This window comes from Vagococcus intermedius (assembly GCF_029144185.1).
Classification (GTDB): domain Bacteria; phylum Bacillota; class Bacilli; order Lactobacillales; family Vagococcaceae; genus Vagococcus_D; species Vagococcus_D intermedius.
The window spans coordinates 14,002-28,261 of record NZ_CP110232.1; the positions used below are offsets into that span (position 1 = coordinate 14,002).

13 protein-coding genes are annotated in these 14,260 nt (G+C 34.0%); 9 read left to right on the forward strand and 4 right to left on the reverse strand.

The features are described 5' to 3' along the window. Positions 1–53 precede the first annotated feature (53 nt). Positions 54–1,751, forward strand: a complete 1,698-nt coding sequence (locus OL234_RS00065) for a M3 family oligoendopeptidase (protein WP_275469149.1) — start codon at positions 54–56, stop codon at positions 1,749–1,751. A gap of 39 nt (positions 1,752–1,790) precedes the next feature. Next, positions 1,791–2,603 (forward strand): sugar-phosphatase, encoded by an 813-nt coding sequence (yidA, locus tag OL234_RS00070; protein WP_275469150.1) that lies wholly within the window; start codon positions 1,791–1,793, stop codon positions 2,601–2,603. 31 nt (positions 2,604–2,634) lie between these two features. Here yidA and OL234_RS00075 read toward each other — a convergent pair whose 3' ends face one another. The 3 genes from OL234_RS00075 to OL234_RS00085 form a co-directional block, all read right to left on the reverse strand. After that, complete coding sequence (locus OL234_RS00075; protein ID WP_275469151.1) at positions 2,635–3,621, reverse strand: polyprenyl synthetase family protein; 987 nt, start codon at positions 3,619–3,621, stop codon at positions 2,635–2,637. A 28-nt stretch (positions 3,622–3,649) separates the two neighbouring features. Continuing rightward, entirely contained in the window at positions 3,650–4,192 is a 543-nt protein-coding gene (locus OL234_RS00080) for a Gx transporter family protein (protein WP_275469152.1), read from the reverse strand. A gap of 148 nt (positions 4,193–4,340) precedes the next feature. Continuing rightward, positions 4,341–6,254 carry an NAD(P)/FAD-dependent oxidoreductase gene (locus tag OL234_RS00085; protein WP_275469153.1) on the reverse strand — a complete coding sequence of 638 codons (1,914 nt, stop codon included), beginning with the start codon at positions 6,252–6,254 and terminating at the stop codon, positions 4,341–4,343. Positions 6,255–6,531: 277 nt separating this feature from the next. Here OL234_RS00085 and pplA point away from each other — a divergent pair, with 277 nt between their 5' ends. From pplA to menA, 3 genes are all read left to right on the forward strand, one after another. Beyond that, positions 6,532–7,467 carry an extracellular electron transfer flavoprotein PplA gene (pplA, locus tag OL234_RS00090; RefSeq protein ID WP_275469154.1) on the forward strand — a complete coding sequence of 312 codons (936 nt, stop codon included), beginning with the start codon at positions 6,532–6,534 and terminating at the stop codon, positions 7,465–7,467. Positions 7,468–7,601: 134 nt separating this feature from the next. Beyond that, positions 7,602–8,684, forward strand: coding sequence for an FAD:protein FMN transferase (locus OL234_RS00095; RefSeq protein ID WP_275469155.1), 1,083 nt, complete (start codon positions 7,602–7,604; stop codon positions 8,682–8,684). An 11-nt stretch (positions 8,685–8,695) separates the two neighbouring features. Next, entirely contained in the window at positions 8,696–9,637 is a 942-nt protein-coding gene (gene menA / locus OL234_RS00100; protein WP_275469156.1) for a 1,4-dihydroxy-2-naphthoate polyprenyltransferase, read from the forward strand. Positions 9,638–9,667: 30 nt separating this feature from the next. On the opposite strand, the gene OL234_RS00105 is transcribed toward menA, so the two are convergent. Continuing rightward, entirely contained in the window at positions 9,668–10,645 is a 978-nt protein-coding gene (locus OL234_RS00105) for a biotin--[acetyl-CoA-carboxylase] ligase (RefSeq protein WP_367618565.1), read from the reverse strand. Positions 10,646–10,784: 139 nt separating this feature from the next. On the opposite strand from OL234_RS00105, the gene OL234_RS00110 reads away from it, so the two are divergent. The 4 genes from OL234_RS00110 to deoC all read left to right on the forward strand — a co-directional run bounded on the left by OL234_RS00110 (position 10,785) and on the right by deoC (position 14,259). After that, positions 10,785–10,994, forward strand: a complete 210-nt coding sequence (locus tag OL234_RS00110; RefSeq protein WP_275469157.1) for a zinc ribbon domain-containing protein — start codon at positions 10,785–10,787, stop codon at positions 10,992–10,994. Between the two features lie 112 nt (positions 10,995–11,106). Then, positions 11,107–12,126: a LacI family DNA-binding transcriptional regulator gene (locus OL234_RS00115; protein WP_275469158.1), complete on the forward strand. Its 1,020-nt coding sequence runs from the start codon at positions 11,107–11,109 to the stop codon at positions 12,124–12,126. 140 nt (positions 12,127–12,266) lie between these two features. Next, positions 12,267–13,568, forward strand: a complete 1,302-nt coding sequence (locus tag OL234_RS00120) for a pyrimidine-nucleoside phosphorylase (protein ID WP_275469159.1) — start codon at positions 12,267–12,269, stop codon at positions 13,566–13,568. Positions 13,569–13,611: 43 nt separating this feature from the next. Further along, positions 13,612–14,259 (forward strand): deoxyribose-phosphate aldolase, encoded by a 648-nt coding sequence (gene deoC / locus OL234_RS00125; RefSeq protein WP_275469160.1) that lies wholly within the window; start codon positions 13,612–13,614, stop codon positions 14,257–14,259. The last annotated feature ends 1 nt before the right edge of the window (position 14,260 follow it).

A 14,260-nucleotide genomic window follows, 5' to 3' on the forward strand; every position in this document is an offset into this window, starting at 1 on the left:
GTGTTATAATAAAAAAGATTAGAAAATAATGAGATTGAAAGGGTTGGAGCTAAATGGAAAAGTTTTCAGAATTTTGTTATAAACGTCCAAACTATGATGAAGTCAAAAAGCAAATGAGAGCTAGAATAGAAGAGTTGAAAATAGCTGATGCAAAGTTGACTGTGACGTTAGCTGAAGAATTAAATTTATTAAATAGCGAGATTAATTCGCAACAAATCATTAGCAATATTAGACACTCAATTGATATAACAGATACCTTTTATAATGAAGAAAATGATTATTGGAATGAATATGCGCCGTTATATGAAGAATTGATTACGGACTACTATCGTGGAGTATTAGCGTCGCCACATCAAGAAGTATTGAGAACAACATTCCCAGCAACTTTTTTTTTAATAGCAGAAAATCAGCTTAAAACTTTTTCACCAGCAATTATTGAATTGTCTCAAACGGAAAATAATTTGATTAGTCGTTATGAAAAAATATTAGCTACGGCAGAAGTAGAGTTTAATAATGAAAAAATGCCGTTACCTAAATTGGGCCCATTTTATCAAAGTCCAGATCGTCATGTTCGTCAAGCTGCTGATCAAGTAAGAAGTCACTTTTTTGCTAGTAAAGAAATTGAATTAGATGAGATCTACGATAGTCTCGTTAAAGTTAGGACTAGTATGGCAAAAGAGTTAGGTTATCCTGATTATGTAGCAATGGGATACGATATGATGAATCGTTTTGATTATGATCGTAATATGGTAGAAAGTTATCGAAAAGAAATCTTAAGTCAGGTTGTTCCACTCACTCAAAAATTGTATAAAAGACAAGCAGAACGCTTAGGATTAGAAACATTGTATCATTATGATTTGCCTATTGAGTTTAGTGAGGGCAATGCTATACCGAAAGGAACAGCTGAAGAAATTTTAGACAAAGGGGTCACTATGTATCAAGAGTTGTCTCCTGAAACGGGTGAATTTATGTCGCAAATGATGGACCGTCAATTGCTAGATGTATTAAGTAAGCCAGGTAAACAAAGTGGTGGCTATTGTGATTTTATTGCAAGTTATCAAGCTCCGTTTATTTTTGCTAATTTTAATGGAACATCAGGTGATATTGATGTGTTGACTCATGAAGCAGGGCATGCTTTTCAAGTTTATCAGTCTCGTTGGATTAAAGAACCAGAGTGTGTCTTTCCGACATATGAAAGTTGTGAAATTCATTCTATGAGCATGGAATTCTTTACCTGGCCATGGATGCACTTATTTTTTGAAGAGCAAACTGAAAAATACTACTATTCTCATTTATCTGATGCCGTAGAATTCTTACCTTATGGCGTGTTAGTTGATCACTTCCAACACGAAGTATATGAACATCCAGAAATGACACCACAAGAACGCAAAACGACATGGCGTAGATTGGAAAGGATGTACTGCCCAGAACGTGACTATAGTCACGATAACTTTTTAGAAAAGGGGACATATTGGTATCGTCAAGGTCATATCTTTGCCTCACCTTTCTATTATATTGACTATACTTTAGCACAAGTTTGTGCTTTTCAATTTTGGCAGAAAGCCTATATAGAAAAAGATCCATGTGCTTGGAATGATTACATGAGCATTTGCAAAGTGGGGGGGACGAAGACCTTTTTAGAAATTATTAATTTAGCTAAGCTAAATTCACCATTTGAAGAAGGGTCATTAAGAAAAGTGATGGAAACAATCGATGGGTATTTAAGTAATATTAAAGATGAGGTATTATAAAGAAGTAACGATTAATGATTAGTTGAAGGAGAATTTTGAATGGGAATTAAGTTAGTAGCAATTGATATTGATGGAACATTGATTAACTCAAAGCATGAAATAACTGTTAAAACTAAAGAAGTAATTGCTGAGGCAAAAGCGCAAGGAATTAAAATTGTGATTGCAACAGGTCGACCATATCCTGGTGTTGTAAAAATATTAAAAGAGCTTAATTTGGAAGAACAAGGTGATTATGTCATTACATATAATGGTTCTTTAGTGCAGGAAACTGACACACAAAAAGCAATTGCATCTCATGGGTTGTCCCATGATGATTTTATTGAGATTGAGGCGATGTCACGTTCATTGGGAGTTAACCTCCATACGATTGATAGTGAGAAAATTTACACAGCTAATCAACATATCAGTCCTTATACAATTCATGAAGCCAGTCTTGTTAATATGCCACTATATTATCGTTCGGTTGATCAAATGACTGATGATATTGAAGTAGTAAAAATGATGATGGTGGCTGACCCTGAATTTTTAGATACTGCTATTGCTAAAGTTCCAACATGGTTTACTGATAAGTATAGTGTTAGTAAGAGTATGCCATTTTATTATGAAGTGTTAAACAAACAAGCTAATAAAGGTTTAGCCTTAATCGAATTAGCTGAGTATTTAAATATTCCAATAGCTGAAACAATGGCAATTGGGGATAATGAAAATGATTTAGAAATGATTGAAGCAGCAGGTAAAGGAGTTGCTATGGCTAACGCAGTTTCCAAATTAAAAGCAGTAGCTGATTTAGAAACTTTTTCAAATGATGAAGATGGTGTAGCAGAAGCAATAAAAAAATATGTATTAAAATAAAAAAAAACACCGAAATTTTTCGGTGTTTTTTTTATTGTTTCCGACTTAAAAGTAATTCAGTTAAGTCATAAAGAGTTTCTTTAGTTTTTTGTTCATTTTTAGGTAAACGTGAAATTTCTTTTAAGGCTTTAGTTGTATAAAATTCAGCTAATGTATTAGCTGAATCAATACCTCCAGAAGAGTGAACAATTTCAAAGACTTTTTCAGTATCTTCTGAGGTCATATGTTCCTTTTTTGAGAGATAAGGCAGTAATTCTGTTTTATGTGTTTCCAAGGCATAAAGTAAAGGTAGACTATAGACCCCTTGCTTTACATCTTCCAGAACTGGCTTGCCGATTTGTTCACTTTCTTGTGAATAGTCCAAAATATCATCTAAAATCTGAAAGGTAATTCCAATAGCATACCCAATATTTTGACACTTTTTAGCGAATAAAGGAGAGCAACCAGACTCATATGCACCTACAGAGCAACTTAAACCAAAAAGTTCGGCTGTTTTGCCACCAATATTTTTCAAATAGGTCGTTACAGACATAGACGTATCATAACGGTTATTCATTTGGCCTAATTCACCAGCTAAGATTGTCTCCATACTACGTGCATTAAGTTGGATACTTTTCAAGGTTGAGGCATGGTTAGAAAGTATTTTAAAACAGCTGACAAACAGGTAGTCACCGGCATAAACAGCGACGTCTTTACCAAACCGATGTTGCAGAGTTTCTTGATTACGTCTGAGACCTGCTTCATCCACAATATCATCATGAATTAAAGTAGCAGTGTGAAGTGTTTCCATGGCAGCTGCTAAGGCTGTTATCTTATCTTTGTTAACATTTTTGCCAAACTGTGAAAAGAGCAAGAGGTAGGCAGGGCGTAGTAACTTACCTCCAGAATGCATCATTGTCAAAATTGCCTCTTCAACTTCAGGATTTGAGATATTAATAGATTTTTCCATTAATTTTAATGTTTTTTTTAAATCTTTGGACAAATCAGGGTAATCGTTCCATAATTTGTGTATTTTCATGAGTAAACTCCTTATAGTAATAATCCAATTAAGAGTTGCTAGTTTGTGTTTCGTGATGTTCTTTAAATTGTTTTAATGTTTTGACATGTTCTAATAAATAATTTGCAGCAATGCCAACTGCTAAACCTGCTAAGATACCAATAATTGATAGGACAGGTAAATAGAGCATAACAGTCCAAGACTGAGCTATAAAACTAGCTGTAAGCAGCTGACCAACGTTATGAAGGAAACCACCAACAGAACTTATTCCAATAATACTCACTCGTTTAGGTCCTAAACTCTTAGTCAAAATCATACCAAAATAACTTAATAAAGCACCTGATGCACTGTAAAGTAGAGTAGAAATAGTACCACCAAGTAAGGTTGTTAAGATTAAACGCAAGCAAACAAGAAAAAAACTTTCTCTTTTTGACATAGTAAAGAGTGAAATTATTGTAATAAGGTTGGCTAATCCTAATTTAGCACCTGGTGCAAAGGCGAAAGGAAAAGGAATCATATTCTCTAGTAAGCCAATGATTACACCTTGCGCGACTAATAATGAAATATAAATTAATTTTTTATTTTTCGTCATAATAAGCCTCCCAATTGATTAGCTTAGTATATCATAAAATAACTCTTTAAAAGAGTGGGGTTTTTAATAAAAATCGGTTATTTTATGGACTATAAGTAAAAATAAAGCTCTAGAGGATGTCCCCTAGAACTTTATTAGTAAGGGTAGCTTATATGCTTCGCCCATATATTGATTTTACGTCACCGTACCACCATTTACCAAGTTTACGTTGCAACCATGGCACAACCCATTTATCTAAACCTAGAGCTCTACCTGAACCATTCATTAGAGCAAAGGCCACTGGGATAAACCAAATGTTAACCCAATAGAACATTCCTGATAAACAGAAAGCAGCAACTAATGCAATTGTTGTTGCACTAGCTAACCAAGTGAATAAGCCAGCGATAAGTGCTAATGCAATTAACACCTCAAAAATTGTCATGAATTTTTGCATAAATAAAGCAACTTCTTTATTAGGCATCATAAATTCCATAACAGATGAGAACCATTTTGGCATATGATCGAAAACAAGCATTGGTTCTTCACCATAAGCATAGCTTAAACCAAAAGCAGCTTGTGTTGCAGTATCCGTTGCACCAGCTGCAGCAGTATCACCGGCTGCAGAGGCACCAGTTGTAGCAGCATCTTGTAACCACGGGAATGGGAAAGCGACAGTGTCAGTAAACCAAGAACCTTCTCCAAACCATGTTGAAGGTTTTAAGTAATCTCCTTCGCCAACAACTTTTTTCATTGCTTCAACTAACCATACTAAACCATAGAAGATACGTAGTGGTACAGACCATAAGACATTGCTGTTACGCGACGAGTGTCCCCGAGCAACATTACGCTCATCTTTAATATGGAAGAATTCATGCATCATATATTGGAATGCATAGTAACCTGAACGAATATCTAAGAAATATTTTAAGTTAATCATATGTTTCATTAAAATAGCTAGGAAACCACTTAAGTGAATTTTATCAAATAGACAAGCAACTCCATATTTAGAACCAATTGAAACCATGAAACCTTGATAGTTACCTTTATATTTGTGTTTTTCAGTTCCGTTAATCTCAGCAACAATATTTGTAGCGGCGCAATGGCCAGTACCTTCAGCTGCTTGAACAATTTGAGGAGTAGGTGTATTTTCGAACTCTTCATAATAAACTAAATCTCCGACAACATAAACACCTTTATCTTCAAAACCTTTGGCTTGCATGTACTCATTGGCAACTAGACGATTTGCACGAGCTGATTCCATACCGAATTCTTTAGCATCACTATTTGCTTGAACACCAGCTGTCCAGATTAACGTGTGTGTTGGAATGATGTCGCCATTTTTTAGTCTGATAGAATCTTCAGAAACTTCAACGATTGGGGAATCTTTAAGAATTTGAATGCCTTTTTTAACCATGAAACGCTCAGCTTTACCGGCATCATTACGATCCAACATGTTTAAGATAGTAGGGGCTGCTTCGACTACTAATAATTGAATTTCATCAGCTGTAATTTTATTATCTTTAGCCAAACGATCTTTCCAATCTAGTAATTCGCCCATCATTTCAATACCAGTAAACCCTGAACCACAGACAACAAATGTCAGCATTGCTTTACGCAACTCTGCATCGGGTTCAATAGCGGCTTTTTTTACAGTTTTTTGGATGTGCTCACGTAATTTGATAGAGTCTTCCATAGACCATAAAGTGTAGCCGTGTTCTTTAACGCCTGGAGTTCCGAAGTCGTTCGGTTCGCCTCCCATACCCAACATTACATAATCAAATGGGTACTCTCCATTTTCAGTAACAACAACTTTGTTTTCTTTGTCGATAGTTGTAACATTATCAGTTACTAGTTTGACATTTTTACGTTTACAGAATAAACGTTGTAAGTCATATTGAATAGCGGTAGGTTCTACACGACCTCCAGCCACTTCATGTAACTCTGTCATCATTGTTTGATAAGAATGACGATCAATTAATGTGATTTCAACATCTGGATTTTTTTTCAGTTTTTTTGAAAGTGTTTTAGTAGCAAACACGCCTGAGTATCCAGCACCGACTACGACGATTTTTGTTTTTGCCATAGTAAATAACCTCTCCTTTGAAGTGAAATAAAATAAAATAATTGCCTTGAAAATAATTACACAATCTATCTTATTATATATGGAAATAGCCAGTATGTCTAACTAATTCATCATATTATAATAATTTAATAATTCAAAGTTTGAAAAACTTTTTATGTGAAATTTTTAAGGAAAATGTTTTTTTATATTGCATTAAAAGTTAGGATAAGATAGAATGAATATGTAAAATATTTCACAATGAATAAAATAACTACAAAAGAAAAGGTGGAGAAAACTTATGAAAAAAACAAAATTTCTAACAGGTTTTGCAGTATTAGCAATGTCATCATTATTATTGGTAGCATGCGCTCCAGATAATAAAACAGATGATAAGGCAGCAGACACTAAAACAGAAGAAACAGTTAAATCATCTGATAAAAAAGAAGAAGCTAAAGATGAAGAAAAAGCACCTGCCAAAAAAGTTGCTGGTGGCGACTTAAAAGATGGTACTTATAAATTAGAAGAAAAAAATGAAAATAATGGTTACCGTGCAACTTTCGAAATGACAGTAAAAGATGGGAAAATTACTGATTCTAAATACGATAACATCAATAAAGATGGTAAATCAAAAACAGAAGATAAAGAATATAACAAAATGATGACTGAAAAATCAGGTGTTGGTCCAGAAACATTTATTCCTGAATTGAATGAAGCATTTCTTGCAGCACAAGATGCTAGTGGTGTTGAAGTAGTAACAGGTGCGACTCATTCAACAGGTTCATTCAAAAATTATGCACAACAATTAATCCAAGCGGCTCAAGCTGGTAATACTGATACAATTGAAATTGATAATGGTGCTGATTTAAAAGATGGTGAGTACACATTGGAAGAAAAAAATGATTCAAATGGTTACCATACTGTCTTTACAATGGTAGTGAAAGATAAAAAAATTGCGGAATCAAACTATGACAATCTGAATAAAGATGGTAAATCAAAACAAAAAGATGCAGATTATAACAAAATGATGAAAGAACAAGCGGGTACTAGCCCAGAAACATTCATCCCAGAATTAAATAAAGCATTAGAAGAAAAAGGTGCTCCTGCTGAAGTTGAAGTAGTAACAGGTGCGACTCATTCAACACATTCATTCCAAATGTATGCTGAACAATTAGTTAATGCTGCTGAAAAAGGCGCAACTGATAAAATTGTTGTTGATAACATTGTAACTGAATAGTCAGTTTGATAACTGTCTTAAAAAAGCAAGCTCTAAGACTCTTAGGGCTTGCTTTTTTATTAGTTAAAGTCATTTTGATATATTATCGATTCCATTGTAAAATAGAGCAATATCTAAAAAAGGGGAGAAGTGTCATGCATAAAAAATTAAAATTAGTCGCTATAGGCATAGCAGCAACTTTATTAGTTTTAACAGCTTGTGGAGCTAATAAGACCGAGCCAAAGATTAATAATGAGGCCTATTCAGATCAACAGTTTTTAATGGGAACCTATGTAAAAATGCAAATTTTTGATGATGGAAAAGAAGCCGTCTTAAAAAAGTCTTTTGATCGTGTAAAAGAGTTAGCCTCAAAAATAACTGTAAATGAAGATGATCCTAAATCAGAAATTGATAAAATTAACCAAGCAGCAGGAATAAAACCAGTTGAAGTATCAGATGATATTTACCCACTGATAAAAAAAGCGTATCAATATAGTGAAGAGTCAGATGAAGGATTTGATATGACAATTGGAACGATTACTAAGTTATGGCATATAGGATTTGATGATGCAAGAAAGCCAGAACAAAAAGAAATTGATGAGGCTTTAAAATTGGTGCATCATGAGAAAGTTAAGTTAGATGATAAAAAACAGACCGTCTTTTTAGAAGAAGAAGGAATGGAATTAGATTTAGGAGCTATTGCAAAAGGTTATATAACAGATGAAGTAGTCGATGTGATGAAAGAAAATGACGTGACAACTGCTATTATAGATCTAGGTGGCAATGTTTATGTTCTAGGTAATAGTCCTCGTAAAGCAGATGGTGATTGGAAGATTGGGGTTCAAGATCCAAATCAAGCGCGTAATACGGTAGTAGGTTCAGTGACTCAGAGTAATAAATCCTTAGTAACATCAGGAATTTATGAACGTAATTTAACTGTAAATGGAGAAACCTTCCATCATTTATTTGACCCTAAAACAGGGTATCCTTTTAAAAATGAAATCGCTGGAGTGACAATTATTTCGAATAAATCAATTGATGGAGACGGCCTTTCAACTGCTATTTTCTCAATGGGTGTCAAAGAGGGAATGGCTCATATTAATACTTTAGATGATGTGGAAGCTATCTTTGTGACTGTAGATGATAAAATATATATTAGCAAAGGATTAGAAGGGAATTTTGAATTAAATAAAGAATCGAATTACCAACTTGATGATATAAAAAATGTGAAAGGCTAGGTTTAACGAGTATGACCTTAGGTGTCTTTTTAAAATTAGTTGAGATACAAACAAAATTAGCTAGTTTATTCCCCTTTCTAATTGGTGTCTTATTCTCACTAAATTATTTTGGAACAGTTAATTGGCTGAATACCCTTATATTTTTTGTGGGTATGTTAGTATTTGATATGACAACAACTGCTATTAATAATTTTATGGATTATAAAAAAGCTAAAGATGAGATGTATAAACGTGAAGTTAATATTGTAGGACAAGCAAATTTAAAGGAAAAACAAGTTTCAAGACTCATTATATTGATGCTCATAATTTCTGCAGTAGTTGGGATGATTCTAACTTATCGAACTGGTTGGTTACTGTTAATTATGGGAGGAATTTGTTGTTTTATCGGTGTTTTTTATACCTATGGACCGGTCCCCCTTTCAAGAATGCCATTGGGAGAATTATTTAGTGGTGTAACGATGGGATTTGGTATTTTTATGATGACTGTTTATATCAATGCTTATCAATTGAATTTCTTTTTTTTACAAATTGAAAATTGGGCATTTGTTATGAGAGGGGATCTGAAAGTATTATTAATTTTACTGATTGCCTCCCTTCCTATGGTATTTACGATTGCTAATATTATGTTGGCTAACAATTTATGTGATATGGAAGAGGATGTTAAAAATCATCGATATACTTTACCTTATTATATAGGACGCGAGGTTGGAATAAAGTTATTTAATATCCTGATGTATGCGTGCTACATAGTAGTTATTTTTGGAGTAGTAGTTGGCATTTACAAATGGCCAGTATTACTTGTATTGTTGACTTTACCTCTTACTAAAAAGAACTTAGAATCTTTTAATAAGGAACAAGTTAAACAAAAAACTTTTATTATCTCGATTAAAAATCTTGTCATATTTAACGTAACCTTGATAGTTGGATTAATGATGAGCTTATTTTTAAAGTAAAAAACACGGACTCCTTGGAGTCCGTGTTTTTTAGAAATTCGTTAAACTGATTTCTCCAGAAGACAGATAAGTATTTTTTCCAGAATCTAGTTTAACAATTAACTCACCACTATCAGTAATATCTATAGCAGTCCCCTTGTAAGTAATCTGTTGTTTAATGAAACTCACTTTTTCCCCAAGGACTAATGATTTGTCTCGATAAGAGGTCATATAATCAGCTGATGTATTATTTAAAAGATGATAAAAATTATTTAAAAAGGAGGCAATTAATGTATTACGATCACAAATGGGTGTATCTTTAAAAATACTTCCGGCTTTGTCTTGTAGTTCACTAGGGAAGGTAGAAAGTGGAATTGAGAAATTAATGCCAATACCAATAATAATATTTTCAATCATCTGGGTCTCAAAATTTGTCACCGCCTCAGATAAAATTCCGGCCACTTTCCGGTTGTCTATATAAATATCATTTACCCATTTTATTTGAGCAGGGCGATTTTGAATTTTCTCAATAGCTTCTGCTAAGGCAACGGCTGTAATGATTGTATAATGTGACATGTCAGCAAGTATTTGATTGGGATGCAGAAGTAAACTCATGTAGATGCCACCTTCAGAAGAACCGGAAAAATAATTTCGACCGAAGCGACCACGCCCGTTTTCTTGAGTTTTGGCAAGTAACAAGCTATGGGATGGTGCACCGTCAATTGCCATTTTTTTGAGGTGTTGATTTGTAGAATCAATGGTATCCAGAATTGTAATAGTTAAATTGGGTACAGTAGGATCTAATAATTTTAAGATACCTACTTGATTAATGACATCAGATGGTAGATAGAGATAACCTTGTTTAGATTTACTTTGAATGTTATGTCCCTCTTTTTTTAATTCTTGAATCGCTTTCCAAATAGCTGTTCGTGATAAACCTAACTGCTGGGCTAAAGTCTCTCCTGAGAGTATTTGCTTAGGTTGCGCTAAAAGTAACGTAAGTACTTTTTGTTTTGTTGTGATGGTAATCCCCTCCGTTTTTACTTATTGTACCTCAGACCAAGGTTTGATTGTCAATAAATATTAAAAATCAAACCTTGGTCTGAGGTGCTTTGCTAAGAGGTAGTGTATACTAAAAAAATCAATAGACTTAGAGGGGAATATAATTATGGAAAAAGTACAATATCATTGTGAAAAATGTGGACATCAACACTTTGTATCAGATCAATTTCAAGCTACTGGAGGAAACTTCGCTAAAATATTCGATGTCCAAAACAAAAAATTTATTACTGTAAGTTGCGCACGCTGTGGTTTTACCGAGTTGTATAAAGCTAATACTAATAATGGCTGGAATGTCTTAGATTTCTTGATGGGATAGACAGTTGAAAAGGGCTCTTTTTTTGAGAGCCTTTTTTTATATTCTTTAATTTACCAAACAACTTTGCTATTATAAGAGAAATAAAAGGATAATATAGAAAGTTGGGAAATTCTTGAAACTTACAATTAAAGATATTGCCAATAAAGCGGGTGTTTCAATAACAACAGTCTCGCAAATACTAAACAATAAAGGAAGCCGGTTTAGTGAAGAAACTCGAAATAAAGTGTTACGAATTGTAGCAGAAAATAATTACAAACCAGATTTTTTTGCAAAGAGTATGATAACCAAACGGTCAAGGACTATTGGCATGATTGTCCCAGACGTAACGGATTTGTTTTTCTCTAAGCTGATTGAAGGGGTTGAAACATATTTGAACGCTTTAGGGTATATGATTATTTTATGTAATTCTAAACACAGTGTAGAGTTAGAAAAAAAATCATTTGAAGAGTTAATGTATCGATCAGTTGAAGGAATTATTGTGGCTACACCGAATTTACTAGATCCTTTTATTATGGAAGTGTGTTTACGTAAGAAAAAAGATATTCCAGTTGTCTTAGTCGACATGGGAAAAAATACGCGTAATGAGGGTAAATTGATTGTTGAAGAATATAAAGGTGTTCATGAGGGAGTAAGTTATCTTATTAAACAAGGGCATAGAAAAATCGGTTTTTTAAGAGAAGTGGGAGACTATTATCAATTGTCAGAACGAATTACTGGTTATTTAAATTGTTTAGAAGATTATAATATTCCTTATAACCCAGCTTATATTGAAGAATGCTTTCTAACAATTCAAGGGGGATACGAAGGAACTCAAAAATTGTTGCATAAATCCAATAGAGAAATAACGGCTTTAGTTTGCAGTAATGATCAAATGGCTATTGGAGCATATCAAGCAATATATGAAGCTGGCTTAAAAATACCTGAAGATATTTCTGTTATTGGTTTTGATGATTTAGAGACAGGAAAATATTTAGCACCAGCGCTAACAACCATTCATCAGCCGGTTTTTGATATTGGTTTTTCTGCAGCAAAGTTCGCTGTAGACGCAATTGAAAATCCGTATGTGAGGATTCCAAATAAAATTTTCCCAACACAATTAGTAATTAGAGAAAGTGTAAAAAATATTGACTAGTGTTATTATTAATGCTATCATTCAAAATGAAAGCGGTTAATAATAGCGTGTTAGGTTTAGTAAAACCTTTTACTATTTTTGTTTTTTACCTTTTAAACATAGTTAGTTATAATAAAGATTAGATACAGGGGGATATGACAATGAGAATGATAGATTTGATTGAAAAGAAAAGAGAAGGTGGAGTTTTAACGAAGGAAGAGATTCAATTTTTCGTTGATGGCTACACTGATGGGAGCATTCCTGACTATCAAGCTAGCGCATTGTTAATGGCTATATTTTATAAAGATATGACAGATGAAGAAATCACAAACTTAACATTGGCAATGGCTAATTCAGGCGATGTGATTGATCTATCTTCTATCGAGGGAATTAAAGTTGATAAGCATTCAACAGGTGGAGTTGGTGATACGACAACAATTGTGTTAGCACCATTAGTTGCGGCGGTAGGCGTCCCAGTTGCCAAAATGTCTGGCCGAGGTTTAGGTCATACAGGTGGAACAATTGATAAATTAGAAGCTATTCCAGGATTTGAAGTTGAGATTCCAAATGATAAATTTATCAATTTGGTGAATAAGATTCAAGTCGCTGTAACAGGTCAATCAGGAAATCTAGCACCTGCTGATAAAAAATTATATGCCTTACGTGATGTAACCGCAACAGTAGATTCAATTCCACTAATTGCTAGTTCAATTATGAGTAAAAAAATAGCATCAGGAGCTGATGCTATCGTCTTAGACGTTACAACGGGTGATGGTGCCTTTATGAAAAACTTGGATGATGCTAAACGCTTAGCTCAAACAATGGTACGTATTGGTAAATTAGCTGGACGTAATACAATGGCAGTTATTTCTGATATGTCACAACCTTTAGGTGAAGCAATCGGAAATACTATTGAGATTGAGGAAGCTATTAATACCTTAAAAGGCAATGGTCCAGAAGATTTAACTGAAATGGTTTATGTTTTGGGTAGCCAAATGGTTGTACTTGCTGAAAAAGCAGAAACGCTAGAGGAAGCGAGAGCAATGTTGGTTGAGGCATTAGAAAGTGGTAAAGCGTTAGAAAAATTAAAAGAAATGATTAGTAGCCAAGGTGGGAACCCTGATATCGTTGATCACCCAGAAAAAATGGCACAAGCTAAATACACAATTGAATTACCAGCTTTAGAATCTGGTTGTGTGCGTGAGATTCATGCTGAAAACATTGGAATTGCTGCAATGATTTTAGGAGCAGGACGTAAAACAAAAGAAGATTCAATTGATTACAGTGTTGGCGTTAAGCTACACAAAAAAGTTGGTATGACAGTTGAAAAAGGTGAGACTCTTGTCACAATTTATTCAAATACGGATTCAATTGAAGATGTAAAAGAAATGTTGTATAACAATATTTCAATTGGTGAACAAGTTGAAGAACCAGCATTAGTACGTGCGATTATTACTGAATAAGTATTTGGTAAATAAGTATCTATAAAAAGGGAGATCAAAGACTATGGAATTAAACAGAAAAATGGATCATACGATTTTAAAGGCAGATGCAACAAAGGCAGACGTTATAAAATTAATTGAAGAAGCGAAAAAATATCAGTTTTATTCAGTATGTGTTAACCCAACATGGGTTAGACTTGCCACTGATATGTTGAGTCAAGAACCAGTAGCTGTTTGTACAGTAATTGGTTTCCCTTTAGGTGCTAATACCTCTGCAGTTAAAGCTTTTGAAACAACAGATGCTATTGAAAATGGTGCAGATGAAGTTGACATGGTCATCAATATTGGCGCTTTAAAAGCTGGTGAAGATGATTTAGTTCAAGCCGATATTGAAGCAGTTGTTTTAGCTGCTAAAGATAAAGCGTTAGTAAAAGTCATTATTGAAACAGCACTATTGACTGCAGATGAAATTGAAAGAGCTTGTCGTTTAGCAAAAGCCGCTAAAGCCGATTTTGTTAAAACTTCAACTGGCTTTTCTACTGCAGGAGCAACGGTAGAACATGTCGCATTAATGCGTCAAACAGTCGGCAAAGAAATGGGAGTTAAAGCCTCTGGCGGTATCCATTCAGAACAAGATGCTACAAATATGATTGAAGCAGGGGCTTCACGTTTGGGAACAAGCGCGAGCGTTGCAATTATTTCAAAAGGCTAGG